The 15,403-nt window shown below is 61.9% G+C and carries 18 protein-coding genes; 15 read left to right on the top strand and 3 right to left on the bottom strand.

What is annotated here, in order from left to right:
- Positions 1-35 precede the first annotated feature (35 nt).
- From secD to PC358_RS16550, 3 genes are all read left to right on the top strand, one after another.
- The gene (gene secD / locus PC358_RS16560; RefSeq protein ID WP_033701200.1) at positions 36-1,898 is read left to right on the top strand and encodes a protein translocase subunit SecD; all 1,863 of its coding nucleotides are present in this window, start codon (positions 36-38) and stop codon (positions 1,896-1,898) included.
- A 10-nt stretch (positions 1,899-1,908) separates the two neighbouring features.
- Positions 1,909-2,817 carry a protein translocase subunit SecF gene (gene secF, locus PC358_RS16555; protein ID WP_033701199.1) on the top strand — a complete coding sequence of 303 codons (909 nt, stop codon included), beginning with the start codon at positions 1,909-1,911 and terminating at the stop codon, positions 2,815-2,817.
- A gap of 120 nt (positions 2,818-2,937) precedes the next feature.
- Positions 2,938-3,486 (top strand): glycine zipper 2TM domain-containing protein, encoded by a 549-nt coding sequence (locus PC358_RS16550; protein ID WP_033701198.1) that lies wholly within the window; start codon positions 2,938-2,940, stop codon positions 3,484-3,486.
- A gap of 55 nt (positions 3,487-3,541) precedes the next feature.
- On the opposite strand, the gene PC358_RS16545 is transcribed toward PC358_RS16550, so the two are convergent.
- Positions 3,542-4,969, bottom strand: a complete 1,428-nt coding sequence (locus PC358_RS16545) for a class I adenylate-forming enzyme family protein (protein WP_033701196.1) — start codon at positions 4,967-4,969, stop codon at positions 3,542-3,544.
- Between the two features lie 339 nt (positions 4,970-5,308).
- On the opposite strand from PC358_RS16545, the gene PC358_RS16540 reads away from it, so the two are divergent.
- Positions 5,309-6,025: a LuxR family transcriptional regulator gene (locus PC358_RS16540; protein WP_050506134.1), complete on the top strand. Its 717-nt coding sequence runs from the start codon at positions 5,309-5,311 to the stop codon at positions 6,023-6,025.
- Positions 6,026-6,028: 3 nt separating this feature from the next.
- Here the strand turns inward: PC358_RS16540 and PC358_RS16535 are convergent, their stop codons facing one another.
- Complete coding sequence (locus PC358_RS16535; protein ID WP_027595536.1) at positions 6,029-6,259, bottom strand: hypothetical protein; 231 nt, start codon at positions 6,257-6,259, stop codon at positions 6,029-6,031.
- Positions 6,260-6,397: 138 nt separating this feature from the next.
- On the opposite strand from PC358_RS16535, the gene PC358_RS16530 reads away from it, so the two are divergent.
- Complete coding sequence (locus tag PC358_RS16530) at positions 6,398-6,991, top strand: acyl-homoserine-lactone synthase (RefSeq protein ID WP_033701194.1); 594 nt, start codon at positions 6,398-6,400, stop codon at positions 6,989-6,991.
- Positions 6,992-7,114: 123 nt separating this feature from the next.
- Here PC358_RS16530 and suhB read toward each other — a convergent pair whose 3' ends face one another.
- Complete coding sequence (gene suhB, locus PC358_RS16525; RefSeq protein ID WP_033701193.1) at positions 7,115-7,933, bottom strand: type III secretion system regulator SuhB; 819 nt, start codon at positions 7,931-7,933, stop codon at positions 7,115-7,117.
- 151 nt (positions 7,934-8,084) lie between these two features.
- On the opposite strand from suhB, the gene trmJ reads away from it, so the two are divergent.
- From trmJ to iscX, 10 genes are all read left to right on the top strand, one after another.
- Entirely contained in the window at positions 8,085-8,840 is a 756-nt protein-coding gene (gene trmJ / locus PC358_RS16520) for a tRNA (cytosine(32)/uridine(32)-2'-O)-methyltransferase TrmJ (RefSeq protein ID WP_033701191.1), read from the top strand.
- A 3-nt stretch (positions 8,841-8,843) separates the two neighbouring features.
- The gene (gene cysE / locus PC358_RS16515) at positions 8,844-9,629 is read left to right on the top strand and encodes a serine O-acetyltransferase (protein ID WP_033701190.1); all 786 of its coding nucleotides are present in this window, start codon (positions 8,844-8,846) and stop codon (positions 9,627-9,629) included.
- 179 nt (positions 9,630-9,808) lie between these two features.
- A complete protein-coding gene (iscR, locus tag PC358_RS16510) occupies positions 9,809-10,300 on the top strand; it encodes a Fe-S cluster assembly transcriptional regulator IscR (RefSeq protein WP_027595541.1) in 492 nt (163 codons plus the stop codon).
- A 47-nt stretch (positions 10,301-10,347) separates the two neighbouring features.
- Positions 10,348-11,562: an IscS subfamily cysteine desulfurase gene (locus tag PC358_RS16505; protein WP_033701189.1), complete on the top strand. Its 1,215-nt coding sequence runs from the start codon at positions 10,348-10,350 to the stop codon at positions 11,560-11,562.
- A 46-nt stretch (positions 11,563-11,608) separates the two neighbouring features.
- Positions 11,609-11,995, top strand: coding sequence for a Fe-S cluster assembly scaffold IscU (gene iscU, locus PC358_RS16500; protein ID WP_003248539.1), 387 nt, complete (start codon positions 11,609-11,611; stop codon positions 11,993-11,995).
- A 28-nt stretch (positions 11,996-12,023) separates the two neighbouring features.
- Positions 12,024-12,347: an iron-sulfur cluster assembly protein IscA gene (gene iscA / locus PC358_RS16495; protein WP_033701188.1), complete on the top strand. Its 324-nt coding sequence runs from the start codon at positions 12,024-12,026 to the stop codon at positions 12,345-12,347.
- Positions 12,348-12,355: 8 nt separating this feature from the next.
- Complete coding sequence (hscB, locus tag PC358_RS16490) at positions 12,356-12,877, top strand: co-chaperone HscB (protein ID WP_033701187.1); 522 nt, start codon at positions 12,356-12,358, stop codon at positions 12,875-12,877.
- A gap of 42 nt (positions 12,878-12,919) precedes the next feature.
- Positions 12,920-14,782 (top strand): Fe-S protein assembly chaperone HscA, encoded by a 1,863-nt coding sequence (gene hscA, locus PC358_RS16485; RefSeq protein WP_033701185.1) that lies wholly within the window; start codon positions 12,920-12,922, stop codon positions 14,780-14,782.
- 3 nt (positions 14,783-14,785) lie between these two features.
- The gene (gene fdx / locus PC358_RS16480; RefSeq protein WP_033701184.1) at positions 14,786-15,127 is read left to right on the top strand and encodes an ISC system 2Fe-2S type ferredoxin; all 342 of its coding nucleotides are present in this window, start codon (positions 14,786-14,788) and stop codon (positions 15,125-15,127) included.
- A 10-nt stretch (positions 15,128-15,137) separates the two neighbouring features.
- Positions 15,138-15,338: a Fe-S cluster assembly protein IscX gene (gene iscX / locus PC358_RS16475; protein ID WP_003248529.1), complete on the top strand. Its 201-nt coding sequence runs from the start codon at positions 15,138-15,140 to the stop codon at positions 15,336-15,338.
- The last annotated feature ends 65 nt before the right edge of the window (positions 15,339-15,403 follow it).

Below are 15,403 nucleotides of genomic sequence, written 5' to 3'. Positions count from 1 at the left end.
GCGCAACGCGCCCCGCGTCTTGAACGGGCGGCGTGATGCTGAACAAATACCCTCTGTGGAAATACGCACTGATCCTGCTGGTACTGGCGATCGGTTTTATTTATTCCGCTCCCAACCTCTACCCGGATGATCCGGCGGTGCAAGTCAGTGGTGCCAGTTCGGCGCTGCAGGTAAACCAGGCCGACCTCGATCGCGTCTCCAAGGCGCTGACCGATGCCGGTATCACCGTCAAGGGCGCCAGCCTGGGTGAAAAGGGCAGTGCGCTGATTCGCCTGACCAACCAGGAAGACCAGCTTCCAGCCAAGGATGTAGTGCGCAAGGCACTGGGCGATGATTACGTCGTGGCCCTGAACCTGGCCCAGACCACTCCGCAATGGCTGCGTAACCTGGGTGCAAGCCCGATGAAACTGGGCCTGGACCTGTCCGGTGGTGTGCACTTCCTGCTGGAAGTGGACATGGACAAGGCCATGACCGCCCGTATGAAGGTGTATGAAGGGGAGGTCAAAACCCTCCTGCGCAAAGAGCGCATCCGCTACCGCAGCCTGCCTCAGCAGGATGGCGGCATCATGCTGGGCTTCGCTGACGATGCAACCCGCGAGCAGGCACGTGCCCTGATCCGCAAGAATTTCTCCGATTTCGACCTGACTGCCACCGAGCGCAATGACCTCGCCGTGCTGCGTCTGGCGCTGACTCAGGCGAAAGTCGCCGAGATCCGCGAATACTCGATCAAGCAGAACCTGACCACCGTGCGCAACCGCGTCAACGAGCTGGGCGTGGCCGAGCCGCTGGTTCAGCGTCAGGGCGCCAACCGTATCGTGGTCGAGCTGCCAGGCGTGCAGGACACTGCCGAAGCCAAGCGTATCCTCGGCAAGACCGCTAACCTTGAGTTCCGCTTCGGTGCCGAACCTGGCGCGTCCAAGGCAACCACCGAGGTCTTCGAGTTCCGCGAGGGCGGCCGCTCCGCCCCGGTCGAGCGTGGCCTGATCATCACCGGTGACCAGGTTACCGACGCCCAGGCCAGCTTCGACGAGCACGGCCGCCCGCAAGTGAACATCCGCCTGGATGGCCACGGCGGCGAGCTGATGAGCCGCGCCACGCGCAGCAACGTCGGGCGCAGCATGGCGGTGATCTTCATCGAGCAGAAGCCGGTCACCCGCTACGTCAAGCAGACCGTCGACGGCGTCGAGAAGGAAGTGCCGGTACAGAGCTTCCAGGAAGAGAAGAAGATCATCAGCCTGGCGACCATTCAGTCGCCGCTGGGTAGCCAGTTCCGCATCACCGGCCTGAACGGCCAGGGCGAATCGTCCGAGCTGGCCCTGCTGTTGCGTGCCGGTGGTCTGGCTGCGCCGATGTATTTCGCTGAAGAACGTACCATTGGCCCAAGCCTGGGTGCGGACAACATCACCAAGGGTATTGATGCGTCGCTGTGGGGCATGCTGTTCGTCTCGCTGTTCATCATCGCCATCTACCGCGGCTTCGGCGTGATCGCCACCATCGCCCTGGCGGGCAACATGGTCTTGCTGCTGGCGCTGATGTCGCTGCTGGGCGCGACCCTGACCCTGCCGGGTATCGCGGGTATCGTGTTGACCATGGGTATGGCGGTAGACGCCAACGTGCTGATCTTCTCGCGTATCCGTGAGGAGCTCAAAGCCGGCATGTCGGTGCAGCGCGCCATCCATGAAGGTTTCAACCGCGCCTTTACCGCGATCATCGACGCCAACCTGACCAGCCTGCTGGTCGGCGGCATCCTGTTCGCCATGGGTACCGGCCCGGTCAAGGGCTTTGCGGTCACCATGTCCCTCGGGATTTTCACCTCGATGTTCACCGCCATCATGGTGACCCGCGCAATGGTCAACCTGACCTGCGGCGGGCGTGACATCAAGAAGCTGTGGGTTTGAGGGAGCTGCGATGAAAATCATCAACTTCATGGGCGTGCGCAATGTCGCGTTCGCCATCACTGTGCTCCTCACCGTCCTGGCGCTGTTCAGCTGGTGGCAGAAGGGCCTGAACTTTGGCCTGGACTTCACCGGCGGTACGCTCATCGAGCTGACCTACGAGCGCCCGGCCGACCTCAAGGCGGTACGTGCCGAACTGGTCAACTCCGGCTTCCACGAGGCCGTGGTGCAGAGCTTTGGCGCAACCACCGACCTGCTGGTGCGTATGCCGGGCGATGACCCGCAACTGGGCAGCAAGGTAGCCGAGGCACTGCAAAAAGCCGGCGGCGACAACCCGGCCACGCTCAAGCGCGTCGAGTTCGTAGGCCCGCAGGTGGGTGAAGAGCTGCGTGACCAGGGTGGCATGGGCATGCTCCTGGCCCTGGGCGGCATCCTCATCTACCTGGCCTTCCGCTTCCAGTGGAAGTTCGCCGTGGGCGCGATCATCTCGCTGATCCACGACGTGGTGGTGACGCTGGGTATCCTGTCGTTCTTCCAGATCACCTTCGACCTGACGGTATTGGCGGCGGTGCTGGCGATCATCGGTTACTCGCTCAACGACACCATTGTCGTATTCGACCGGGTGCGTGAGAACTTCCGTGTGATGCGCAAGGCGTCGCTGATCGAGAACATCAACGTCTCGACCACCCAGACCCTGCTGCGTACCATCGCCACCTCGGTGTCGACCTTGCTGGCCATCGCCGCACTGCTGTTCTTCGGTGGCGACAACCTGTTCGGCTTCTCGCTGGCGCTGTTCATCGGGGTCATGGCCGGTACCTACTCGTCGATCTATATCGCCAACGTGGTACTGATCTGGCTGAACCTGAACAGTGAAGACCTGATTCCCCCAGCCAAGACCGAAGGCGTGGACGAGCGTCCGTAAGGGCTTTTCCTACGCCGTTTGGCGAATCAAGAGGCGCGAGTATTGAACTCGCGCCTTTTTTTTTGCTCCAAGGCAGGGAGAAGGCGGGCTATGTCCCGCAGGGAAGATCAGGAGGTTCAGGTGAATAAATCAATGCTGGTGGGTGCGGTACTGGGTGCTGTCGGTGTAACTGCCGGAGGTGCTGTGGCGACCTACAGCTTGGTGAACAAAGGGCCGGAGTACGCCCAGGTCACCGATGTGCAGCCGATCAAGCAGCAGGTCAAGACACCGCGTGAGGTCTGCAAGGACGTCACCGTGACGCGTCAGGCGCCGGTCAAGGACCAGCACCAGATCGCCGGTACCGTCGTGGGTGCCCTGGCCGGTGGCCTGCTGGGTAACCAGATTGGTGGTGGTACCGGCAAGAAGATCGCCACCGTGGCCGGTGCGGTCGGTGGTGGCTATGCCGGTAACAAGGTGCAGGAAGGCATGCAGCAGCGTGACACTTACACCACGACGCAAACCCGCTGCAATACGGTCAATGACATCAGCGACAAGGTCGTTGGTTATAACGTGAAGTACACCATTGGTGACCAGGCGGGGCAGGTGAAGATGGACCGCGAGCCGGGCTCGACCATCCCCCTGGACAAGAATGGCAAGCTGATTCTCAGTGACAACCAGGCCGGGCAGTAAAGCTCACATTGGCCAGTTTGAGGAGGCGGGCTGGCGAGCCCGCTCCCAAGCCGGTCTAGCGTAGTTGTTGCTGCGCGCCTAGCTGCTTGCGAAGCCGGACGCGGTCCGGCTTGCCGGTCGGCGTCATGGGTATCCGTTCAAGCACTGCGATACTGGCACTAATGCCCAGGCGTTCCAGCCCCCCGGTCAGTTTCGCCAACCGCTCATGTGCGTCAGCCGTGTTGCCTTGCACGATCACATGGGCGCGCCGGCGATCCTGCTCGTCTACCAGTACCACCACGCGCTCGAACTTCATGGCCTGTGCGATCTGCGCTTCCAGGGCGGGGGCAAACTGCATGCCTTGTTGCGTGAGCAGGGCATCCGTCGCGCGCCCCAGCGGCATCAGGCTGCCGTCGGCAAGGCGCCGGGCGATATCGCCGGTGGCATAGGCCTGGTCCTCGCAAGGGATCGGTGCAGGTGGGAAGTACCCCGAGCCGCGGTGCGTGGAGCGGGCGATGATTTCGCCTACTTCCGGTTGCGCGGGGTCCAGCGGTTCCAGCGTCACCTCGACATCACCTACCGGGCGCATGCCACAGCCGACCTGCAGGCTCGGCGTGAAGTTTGCCAGGACCATGCCGAACTCCGTCGAGCCGTAGATCCTTTTCAGGTGCACGCCCAGGTGGCGCTCGCTTTCCAGCACCACATGGTCGTCCAGGTAGGCGCCGCCGCAGAAAGGTTTGCTCAGTGCTGGCAGGCGGATGCCGGTGTTCTGTGCGGCCTGTGCCAGCTCCAGGTACTGCGACGGCAGTGCGCTCATCACGCTGATGCGCTGTTCGTGCAGGGTGCGCAGGGTGTGCTCAACCTGGGTCGCATCACCCAGGTACAGCGTCGCACCCGTCAGCAAAGCCGGGAATACATGCAGGTCTACTGCATGCCCGCCATCGAGGCTATGGATATTCAGGTAGCGCGCACCGGCGTCCAGGCCGGCGCTGTCTACCCAATGCATGATTTCACGGTACAGCCGGTCCTGGCGCCACAGCGCAAGTTTGGGTGCGCCGGTGCTGCCTGAGGTTTCCTGCATGCGCATCAGCCCGGCGCAGTCGCGCCACGCTGGGGTCTTGAGATTGACAGGTGTGGGCGAATAGAGGGTAAAGCCTGGTACACCAAGGCCCGCCGGCACTATGCCGGCTTCGGTGATCAGTAGGGCGGCGCCGACCTGGCCCAGGCGCATTGCCCGCTGGTGTGTGCTGCTGGCCACGCTCACGGGGCAGTGAATCAGCCCCAGGCTTGCCATGGCAAACAGCAGCGCCACATATCCGGTACTGTTGCCCAGTTGAGTGGCTACCACATCACCTTCGCGCAGGCCTGCAGCATGCAGCCTGGCGCGCAACTGGTCGATGTCCTGCAGCAGTTCGCCGTAGCTGCGGGTTTTGCCATGGCTGTCGACGACCGCCGGGTAGTCGCGATGGCGCGCAACCATGCTGAAGAACTGTTGCTGGAACATGCAGGAGGGCTCCTTGTGGGTCAGCCGAAATACAGCTTCAGGTGTTTTCCCGTGCCGTCCATGTGCATCGTGGTGCTGCCTGCCGGTGCAGGCTGGTGCCACGCTAGTAAATAGGCTGCGCGCAGCGCCTGGTACCTCCCAGAACAGGGAGGTTGTGGCGGGTTGGGCAACTGACTAGTGTCTGCGACCGCTTGCTTCTCGTCGGCGAGCACTCTATGCACGTTGATTTCAATGTGCCATGTAACTATCTTATCGACCCACCTGAATGAGGGAGTCGATATTCCCTCGCGTGTTGTCTCGCCATGAGACCACCGTCAAACGGTGCCTACGAGGAAGGGAATGACCCTACTGGTAATGGATGAGCTGCTGCGACTCAGCGAAATGGAGCGCTTTGAGGACTGGCTGGCTCACCTTAAAATCCTGACCCGCAAGCTGGGATACTCGAACTTTCTGATCGGTCTCAAGCCTGCGCCCACTGACGCCAATCAGCAGGTGCTGATCTACAGCGACTACCCTGATGCGTGGCGCACACGTTACGACGCCGAGTCCTACGCTGCGGTCGATCCGGTGGTTCAGCACTGCCTGAACGCAAACCGGCCACTGCTCTGGGACCGGGACAACTACCGCCGTCCCTCAGAGTCGGAATTCTTCGAAGAAGCCGCCGCACATGGCTTGCAGCAAGGCCTTGCGCTGCCCTTGCATGGTCCGCGCGGCGAGGCGGGCATGCTCTGCCTGAAACCCTCTGAAAGTGGTCCGCAAGCGACTGCTACGATGATCGAGTCCTTGCCTACGGCGACCCTGCTGCGCGATTACGCGATGGAGGGGATGCTCAAGGCACGCATCGAATGCTCCACACCCGTGCACCTGACGAGCCGGGAAAAAGAGGTGCTGCAGTGGAGCGCAGCAGGCAAGACCACCTGGGAAATCTCGATGATTCTGTCGTGCACGACCTCGGCCATCGACTTCCACTTCAAGAACATCCGCCGCAAGTTCCAGGTCAGCTCGCGCCAGATGGCGGTGCTCAAAGCCATCCAGCAAAAATCGATCACGCCCTGAGTGTCACTGCGGGCGTTGGGCCAGGTCGCTTTCCTCCAGGCGACCGCTGAGGTAAAGGCGCAGCAGGATATACACCGGGGCGGGCACTTGACTGGTGCATTCGATGCGGCTGGCGCAGGCCTGGCTGATGCCGAACCTTGACCAGAATTCGGTCTGGCTCTGCTTGAGGCCCAGGCGCAGGCTGATGGCTTGATGGGCGACCTCGCGCACAGCTGAGGTATTGAGTAGCTTCATCGGGAATCAATCCTGCAAAAGCCGAAAAATTAACAAGTCTGGTTAATGTCGGCCACCTCCCAAATTAGGTAGGATTTTATTTAACCGGCATGAATATACCGTGGGTGGCAATTCAAACCCCTGCCGGTAATTGCCCCTATGCTTATCTCCATTGATCGCCGCACTAACATCGACCCGCAAGCGCTGAATGCCATGCATAAACTTCGGGCACGTATCTTCAAAGTTAAAAAGATGTGGGACATCCCGCTGATCAATGACATGGAGATCGATGGCTACGATGCGCTCGACCCCTATTACATGATCATCAACCGCGATGACGAGGCGGGCTATGTCTGTGGGTGCTGGCGGATACTGCCGACCACGGGCCCGAACATGCTGGCGCATACCTTCCCCGAACTGCTGCATGGGCATCCTGCACCGTGCTCCGACGCCATCTGGGAGCTGAGCCGCTTTGCCATCGAGCTGCCGGACGGCAATCGGTTCGGCTTCTCCCAGGGCACCACGCAGGCTATTCATGCGATCGTCAGCTATGCCATTGGCTGTGGCGTGAAACAGTTCGTCACGGTGACCACGGTGGGGGTCGAGAAAATGTTGATCCGCCTGGGGTTGGATATCAGCCGCTTCGGCCCGGCGTTGCAAATTGGTGTCGAGCGTGCGGTGGCGTTGCGCATCGAGTTGAATGAGAAGACGACGTCGGCATTGGAGGCGGCCATCAAGAATAACTGCCATTGAATAGGCCGCGGCTGCCGTGCGGCTGTTATATCAATACGTTGTAAGGCTGGTGAAGTGTCGAGCACAATACGTCGCCATAAAAAAAGCACCCCGAGGGGTGCTTCTTTATAACGCCAACGGTACTTAGCGCTTCATGCTCTCTGGCAGGTGCGGCTGGATAGCCGTCAGTACTGCCTTGAAGCACTTGATGTTGCCCGCGACGATGTGGCCCTTGTCGAGGAAGTCGTGGCCACCGTTGAAGTCGCTTACCAGGCCGCCTGCTTCTTGAATCAGCAGTACGCCTGCAGCCATGTCCCACTCGGACAGGCCCGACTCCCAGAATGCATCGAAGCGGCCGGCGGCGACGTAAGCCAGGTCCAGGCTGGCGGAGCCTGCGCGGCGGATGCCTGCAGTCTGGCCAGTCAGGGCGCGGAACATGCCCAGGTAGTTGTCCAGGTCGGCCATCTGGCTGTCACGGAACGGGAAACCGGTGCCCAGCAGGGCGCCTTCCAGGCTGGTGCGCGAGCTGACGCGCAGGCGGCGGCCATTGAGTTGGGCGCCACGGCCACGGCTGGCGGTGAATTCTTCCTGGCGAACCGGGTCGAGAACCACGGCGTGCTCAAGGCGACCACGGTATTTGCAGGCGATGCTGACAGCGAAATGAGGGATGCCGCGCAGGAAGTTGGTGGTGCCGTCCAGTGGGTCGATGATCCACAGGTAGTCCTTGCCTTCTTCGCCGGTGCCCGCGTGCATGCCGGTCTCTTCACCCTGGATGGAGTGGTTCGGGTAGGCCTTGCGCAGGGCGTCGACGATTTTCTGCTCGGCGGCGCGATCGACTTCGGAAACGTAGTCCTTGGCCTCTTTCTCATCGACCTTGATGCTATCCAGGCGTTCGATGGAGCGGAAAATCAGTTCACTGGCGCTGCGAGCGGCGCGCAGGGCGATATTCAGCATAGGCTGCATGGGCGGGTCACCTGGAGATGTTAAAGAAGAAAGCCGATCATTCTAGCAGAAAACTTTGACGACAGAAGTGTCACATTTGCTTTCATGGCGTTACGTCTGTCGGTTCTGTAAGATCGAAGGCCCTGATATCTGCCTCTGAGAGCACAACACCGTGCTGCAAAATATTCGTGTTGTTCTGGTCAATACCAGCCACCCCGGCAACATCGGCGGCGCTGCGCGTGCCATGAAAAACATGGGCTTGTCGCGTCTGGTGCTGGTGCAGCCAAAAGCGTTTCCCGATGCCGAAGCCAGTGCCCGGGCCTCGGGCGCCGACGATGTGCTGGGTAACGCCCAGGTTGTCGACAGCCTTGAGCAGGCGCTGGTCGGCTGTAATCTGGTGATGGGTACCAGTGCCCGCGAGCGCAGCATCCCCTGGCCATTGATCGACCCTCGCGAATGCGGGGCCAAGGCTGTGGAGCATGCGCTGGGCGGCGAGGAAATCGCCCTGGTGTTCGGTCGCGAACACGCCGGCCTGACCAACGACGAACTGCAGCGATGTCACTTCCACGTGCACATTCCCTCGAACCCCGACTTCAGCTCGCTGAATCTGGCCGCCGCGGTCCAGGTGCTCTCTTATGAGGTGCGCATGGCCTGGCTGGCAGCCGAGGATGCCCCGGCGAAAGTCGAGAAGGCCGACGCCAGCGAGCTGGCGACCATGGACGAAATGGAGCTGTTCTACGACCACCTGGAAAAGACCCTGGTGGACATCGGCTTCCTTGACCCCGAGAAGCCCAAGCACCTGATGGCGCGCCTGCGTCGGCTGTACGGGCGCAGCTCGGTGAACCGTCCGGAAATGAGCATTTTGCGCGGCATCCTCACCGAGACCCAGAAAGTGGCTCGGGGCGAACCGCATAAAAGGAAGGACTGACAGATGTTCGAACGCCTGCGTGAAGATATTCAAAGCGTATTCCATCGTGACCCGGCAGCGCGCAACGCCTTCGAGGTGCTGACCTGCTACCCGGGCATGCATGCCATCTGGCTGCACCGGCTGGGCAATGCCTTGTGGACGCGTGATTTCAAGTGGCTGGCCCGGCTGGTGTCGAACTTCGGGCGCTGGATGACCGGGATCGAGATCCACCCTGGCGCCACCATTGGCCGGCGTTTCTTCATCGACCATGGCATGGGGATCGTCATCGGCGAGACTGCCGAGATCGGCGACGACGTCACGCTTTATCAGGGTGTGACCCTGGGCGGCACCAGCTGGAATAAAGGCAAGCGCCATCCGACCCTGGAAAACGGCGTGGTGGTGGGGGCGGGGGCCAAGGTGCTGGGCCCGTTCACCGTCGGTGCCGGGGCCAAGATCGGCTCCAATGCGGTGGTGACCAAGGCCGTGCCGGCGGGGGCGACCGCAGTGGGTATCCCGGGCCGCATCATCGTCAAGAGCGAAGAAAACGAAGTCGAAGCCCGGCGCAAGGCCATGGCCGAGAAGATCGGTTTCGATGCGTATGGCGTCAGTGGCGACATGCCAGACCCGGTCGCACGTGCCATCGGGCAGATGCTCGACCACCTGCAAGCGGTGGATGAGCGCCTGGAGGGCATGTGCGGCGCGCTGACCAAGATGGGCAGCGACTACTGTGCCAAGGAGTTGCCGGCACTGCCGGAGGATGACTTCACCGAAGCTGCCCAGGCCGCCCAGCGCGACACTCAGTCGCATTGATCGCGTCGCGCTGAAGCCGTGGTGACATACGGGGCGTGTGCTCACGCCCCTCGTCTGCTACAATCGCGCCCGCCTCCCGACGTAAAACCCGACTAAAGCAGTAGGTCTAATAGTTGACTTAAATGCTCGGGAATCGCATACTCGCTCACATCCTGTAACTCCCGTGGTACCCAATAGCCATGCGACTGACTACTAAAGGCCGATACGCCGTGACAGCCATGCTCGACCTGGCGTTGCACGCGCAGCATGGGCCCGTGTCTTTGGCCGACATTTCCGAGCGCCAGGGCATTTCCCTCTCTTATCTGGAGCAGCTGTTCGCCAAGCTGCGCCGCAGCAGCCTGGTATCCAGTGTGCGCGGTCCAGGCGGTGGCTATCAGCTGTCGCGGGGCATGGAAACCATCCAGGTGGCTCAGGTCATCGACGCGGTCAACGAATCGGTCGATGCTACCCGTTGCCAGGGCCTTGGGGATTGCCATGCCGGTGATACCTGTCTGACCCACCACCTGTGGTGCGATCTCAGCCAGCAGATCCATGAATTCCTCAGCGGCATCAGCCTGGCCGACCTCGTCAAGCGCCGTGAGGTGCAGGAAGTCGCCCAGCGCCAGGACCTGCGTCGTGTCGCAGGCCGATCCGCCCAGTTGGACAAGATTGAGACGTCCGCCGTCGACTGACCTTTATAACAGCGACGAGCGACGCCACCGCCTGATAGGAGATATCCATGAAGTTGCCGATCTACCTCGATTACTCCGCGACCACCCCGGTCGACCCACGTGTCGCCCAGAAGATGGCCGACTGCCTGCTGGTCGACGGGAACTTCGGTAACCCGGCTTCGCGCTCCCACGTCTTCGGCTGGAAAGCCGAGGAAGCGGTCGAGAACGGTCGTCGCCAGGTCGCCGAACTGATCAACGCCGATCCGCGTGAAATCGTCTGGACCAGCGGTGCCACCGAGTCCGACAACCTCGCTCTCAAAGGTGTCGCGCACTTCTATCAGACCAAGGGCAAGCACATCATCACCTCCAAGATCGAGCACAAGGCGGTCCTGGATACCGCTCGCCAGCTCGAGCGTGAAGGTTTCGAAGTCACCTACCTGGAGCCAGGCGAAGACGGCATCGTCACCCCGGCCATGGTCGAGGCCGTGCTGCGCGACGACACCATTCTGGTCTCGCTGATGCACGTCAACAATGAAGTCGGCTCGATCAACGACATCGCCGCCATCGGTGAGCTGACCCGCTCGCGCGGCGTGCTGTTCCATGTCGACGCGGCCCAGTCGGCCGGCAAGGTCGAGATCGATGTGCAGAAGCTGAAGGTCGACCTGATGTCGTTCTCGGCGCACAAGGTCTACGGCCCCAAAGGCATCGGCGCACTGTACGTCAGCCGCAAGCCGCGTGTGCGCCTCGAGGCAATCATTCACGGCGGTGGCCATGAGCGCGGCATGCGTTCGGGCACCCTGCCAACCCACCAGATCGTCGGCATGGGCGAGGCGTTCGCCATCGCCAAGCAAGAGATGGCCAGTGAAAATGTGCGCATCAAGGCCCTGAGCGACCGCTTCTTCAAGCAGGTTTCGGACCTCGAAGAGCTGTACGTCAACGGCAGCCAGACCGCCCGTGTACCGCACAACCTGAACCTGAGCTTCAACTACGTCGAAGGCGAGTCGCTGCTGATGTCGCTGAAGGACATCGCGGTATCGTCCGGTTCGGCCTGTACCTCCGCTTCGCTCGAGCCGTCGTACGTACTGCGCGCTCTGGGCCGCAATGACGAGCTGGCGCACAGCTCGATCCGCTTCTCCTTCGGCCGCTTCACCACTGAAGAAGAAGTCGACTACGCCGCGCAGAAAGTCTGCGAGGCCGTTAACAAACTGCGTGAGCTGTCGCCGCTGTGGGACATGTACAAAGACGGCGTTGACATCTCCAAGATCGAGTGGGCCGCCCACTAAGCAGTCGCCGGCAAGAGCGGCTCCCTGATGAGGAAGGAATTGCACCATGGCATACAGTGAAAAGGTCATCGACCACTACGAAAACCCGCGCAACGTCGGCAAGATGAATGCCGAGGACCCGGATGTCGGTACCGGCATGGTCGGCGCGCCGGCCTGCGGTGACGTGATGCGTCTGCAGATCAAGGTCAACGAGCAGGGCGTCATCGAAGACGCCAAGTTCAAGACCTACGGCTGCGGTTCGGCCATCGCCTCCAGCTCCCTCGCCACCGAGTGGATGAAGGGCAAGACCCTGGACGAAGCCGAAACCATCAAGAACACCCAGCTGGCCGAAGAACTGGCGTTGCCGCCGGTCAAGATCCACTGCTCGGTACTCGCCGAGGATGCCATCAAGGCAGCCGTACGCGATTACAAGCAGAAGAAAGGCTTGATCTAAGTCGCCTGTTGCGAGGTAAGGAGTTCTGATGGCTATCAGCATGACAGAAGCCGCCGCCAACCATGTGCGGCGTTCCCTCGAGGGGCGCGGCAAGGGCGAAGGTATTCGCCTGGGCGTGCGCACCACCGGTTGTTCGGGCCTGGCCTACGTGCTGGAGTTCGTCGACGAGCTGGCTGACGAAGACACGGTGTTCGAGAACCATGGCGTCAAGGTGATCATCGATCCCAAGAGCCTGGTGTACCTCGACGGCACCGAACTGGACTTCGTCAAGGAAGGGTTGAACGAAGGCTTCAGGTTCAACAACCCCAACGTGCGCGGTGAGTGTGGCTGCGGCGAAAGCTTCAACGTCTGAGGCTGGCTGTGGGTACTCCTTGTCATTTCGCACTGTTTGACCTCCAGCCAAGCTTCCGCCTGGATCTCGACAAGCTGGCCACTCGCTACCGCGAGCTGGCCCGCGAAGTCCATCCTGATCGCTTTGCCGACGCCTCCGAGCGTGAGCAGCGCGTAGCGCTGGAAAAATCCGCAGCCCTCAACGACGCCTACCAGACCCTGCGTAATGCGCCGCGCCGAGCCCGCTACCTGCTGGCCATCGGTGGCCATGAAGTGCCTCAGGAAGTCACGGTCCACGACCCCGACTTCCTGTTGCAGCAGATGCAGTTGCGCGAAGAGCTCGAAGAGCTGCAGGACGAAGCCGACCTTGAGGGTGTCGGCGTGTTCAAGAAGCGCCTCAAGGTCGCCCAGGACACGCTGAACGAGGACTTCGCCGCCTGTTGGGACGTTGCAGACGAGCGCGAGAAGGCCGAGCGCCTGATGCGCCGCATGCAATTCCTCGACAAGCTCGCCCAAGAAGTGCGCCAACTGGAAGAGCGCCTCGACGATTAACCCGGTGTCTTTCGTGATGACGCCTAAGGTATTCAGATAAGCATGGCCCTACTGCAGATCGCCGAACCCGGTCAGACCCCTCAGCCGCACCAGCGTCGCCTGGCGGTGGGTATCGACCTGGGTACCACCAATTCTCTGGTCGCCGCCTTGCGCAGCGGTCGTAGTGAGCCCCTGCCCGATGCGCAGGGTAATGTCATTCTGCCGTCTGCGGTGCGCTACCTCGAAGGGCGCAGCGAAGTCGGGCAGGCTGCGCGCGATGCCGCTTCCAGCGACCCACTGAACACCGTGCTGTCGGTAAAGCGCCTGATGGGGCGTGGTCTGGCCGACGTCAAGCAATTGGGCGAACAGCTGCCTTACCGCTTTATTGGCGGTGAGTCGCACATGCCGTTCATCGACACCGTCCAGGGGCCGAAAAGCCCGGTGGAGGTGTCCGCCGATATCCTCAAGGTGCTGCGTGAGCGCGCCGAGCAAACCCTCGGCGGCGATTTGGTGGGGGCGGTGATCACCGTGCCGGCCTATTTCGACGACGCCCAGCGCCAGGCCACCAAGGACGCTGCGCGCCTGGCCGGCCTCAATGTGCTGCGCCTGCTCAACGAGCCTACCGCAGCGGCCGTGGCCTATGGCCTGGACCAGAACGCCGAAGGCGTTGTGGCCATCTATGACCTGGGTGGCGGTACCTTCGACATTTCCATCCTGCGCCTGACGGCCGGTGTCTTCGAAGTGCTGGCCACCGGCGGCGATACCGCCCTGGGCGGCGATGATTTCGACCATGCCATTGCTGGCTGGATCATCGAGCAGGCTGGCCTGTCCTCCGATCTCGACCCCGCCACCCAGCGCCAGTTGCTGCAGGCCGCCTGCGCCGCCAAGGAAGCCCTGACCGATGCCGACGTTGTCAGCGTCCGCCACGGTGCCTGGCAGGGCGAGCTGAGCCGCGCGGCCTTTGAAGCCATGATCGAGCCGTTGGTCGCCCGCAGCCTCAAGGCCTGCCGCCGCGCCGTGCGCGACAGCGGCGTCGAGCTGGAAGAGGTCGGTGCCGTGGTGATGGTGGGCGGTTCGACCCGCGTACCCCGCGTACGTGACGCTGTCGGCAGTCTGTTCGGCCGCACCCCGCTGACCTCGATCGACCCGGACCAGGTGGTGGCCATCGGTGCTGCCATCCAGGCCGACACCTTGGCTGGCAACCGCCGCGAAGGTGGCGAGTTGCTGCTGCTCGATGTCATCCCGCTGTCCCTGGGCCTTGAGACCATGGGTGGCTTGATGGAGAAAGTGATTCCGCGCAACACCACCATTCCGGTGGCGCGTGCCCAGGAATTCACTACCTATAAAGATGGCCAGTCGGCCATGATGATCCACGTGCTGCAGGGCGAACGCGAGCTGATCAGCGACTGCCGCTCCCTGGCGCGCTTCGAACTGCGCGGCATCCCGGCGATGGTTGCCGGCGCCGCGAAGATCCGCGTGACCTTCCAGGTCGATGCCGATGGCCTGCTCAGCGTCGCGGCCCGCGAGCTGGGGTCGGGGGTCGAGGCCAGCATTCAGGTCAAGCCATCCTACGGCCTGACCGACGGCGAGATCGCCCGCATGCTCAAGGATTCGTTCGAGCACGCAGGCACCGACAAGCAGGCGCGTCAGCTGCGTGAACACCAGGTTGATGGCGAGCGTCTGCTCGAAGCGGTGCAGGGCGCCCTGGACGCCGATGGCCAGCGGCTGCTCAGCAGCGAAGAACGCGAAGCCATTGAATTCCAGATGCAAGAACTACGTGATTTGCTGACCGGCACCGATGGCCCTGCCATCGAGCAACAGACCAAGCGTCTGTCGCAGGTGACCGATGCATTTGCCGCCCGTCGCCTTGATTCGACGGTCAAAGCCGCACTGGCCGGGCGCAACCTGAATGAGATCGAGGAGTAACCGATGCCGCTGGTGACATTCCTGCCGCATGAGAAGTTCTGCCCGGAGGGGCTGACCGTGGAGGTCGCGCCCGGGACCAACATCCTGGAGCTGGCCCACGACCATCACATCGAGATGGAAAGCGCCTGCGGTGGCGTAAAGGCCTGCACCACTTGTCACTGCATTGTTCGCAAAGGTTTCGAGTCGCTCGATGAAGCCGACGAGCTGGAAGAGGACATGCTGGACAAGGCCTGGGGCCTGGAGGCCCAGTCGCGCCTCGGCTGCCAGGTAGTCGTCGGTGACCAGGACCTGGCCATCGAGATCCCCAAGTATTCGCTCAACCACGCTGCCGAAGCGCCCCACTGAGGATTTTTGCATGAGTCTGAAATGGGTTGATGTACTTGAGATCGCCATCCAGCTTGCAGAAAGCAAGCCGGAAGTCGATCCTCGTTACGTGAATTTCGTCGATCTGCACCGCTGGGTGCTGGCATTGCCAGAGTTCAGCGACGATCCGTCACGCGGCGGTGAGAAAGTGCTCGAGGCCATCCAGGCGGCCTGGATTGATGAAGCCGACTAAGCGCGACGCTGCAGGTTAGGCAATCCCCTGGAACCCGCGTATAATTCGCGGGTTTAATTTTTCGC

Origin of the sequence: Pseudomonas capeferrum, from assembly GCF_000731675.1 — a bacterium.
Lineage (GTDB): Bacteria > Pseudomonadota > Gammaproteobacteria > Pseudomonadales > Pseudomonadaceae > Aquipseudomonas > Aquipseudomonas capeferrum.
The sequence above is the reverse complement of the archived record's forward strand: the minus strand, read 5'-3'. Positions and strand labels throughout refer to the sequence as shown.